The organism is Rothia mucilaginosa (genome assembly GCF_964211445.1).
Lineage (GTDB): Bacteria > Actinomycetota > Actinomycetes > Actinomycetales > Micrococcaceae > Rothia > Rothia mucilaginosa_E.
Map to the genome: position 1 here is coordinate 1 of NZ_CAXOQT010000064.1, position 735 is coordinate 735.

Consider the following 735-nt stretch of genomic DNA (forward strand, 5'->3'; position numbering starts at 1 on the left):
CTGAGCCCACTGAGCTTATAATCCTCACGCGCGGTGGAACTCATCAGCGAATCATCACCGTAGGCGGTGCCCAAAACCAGCGCCGCCGACTCCGTGCCGAGGGTATCCAGGGCGCGGGTACGCAACTGTTCCTTGATCGTGGACAGGTACGGCTCCTCCGCGGTATGGGCGGTAGTGTTCGACCCGGCACCATAGGCGGGTGCGGGTACGGGGAAAATAGTTGCGCCGCTCAGCTTTGCCGTGGAACCGTTGAACTCCACCGTGCCGAGGGCGGTCACTTTCATCCCCGGATAAATCGCCCGTGAGCGCGCGGCGCCGCTCCCCTGATGCTTAGCCGCAGAACTTGCTTCCGGGCGCTGCGCGGCGCTCTTTGCCGAACCGTCACGCCGGTACACGCGCACCCGCTCATTCACCAGTGCACGCACGCTCCGCCCCTGAATTTCCTCCAGCTTAATGACCACCAGAGTAGTGCGCGGATCCACGCGGCGCACCTGCTCCACCGTGCCATTCAGGCGAAGCGAGGCGCCCTGCGCCTGCTGCAGGGTGGCGCGGGAGGCATCCACCCCCGTAGCGCATAGAAGCACCGCCTGCACCGTCACGATACACGCCAGGAAAACCAGCTGACCGGTCGTGCGAAAGAGCAAGCTGTAGGGCATTGCCGCACGCGGCGGGAAGAACAGCAGAATCGCTAGGCAACCCAGCAGTGCAATGAGCACGCACGCCAGCGGATGCACC

1 protein-coding gene is annotated in these 735 nt (G+C 64.4%); it reads right to left on the reverse strand.

The features are described 5' to 3' along the window. The coding region (locus AB8E48_RS08940; protein ID WP_368886479.1) for a DUF4131 domain-containing protein at positions 1-735 on the reverse strand (735 nt) is incomplete at both ends.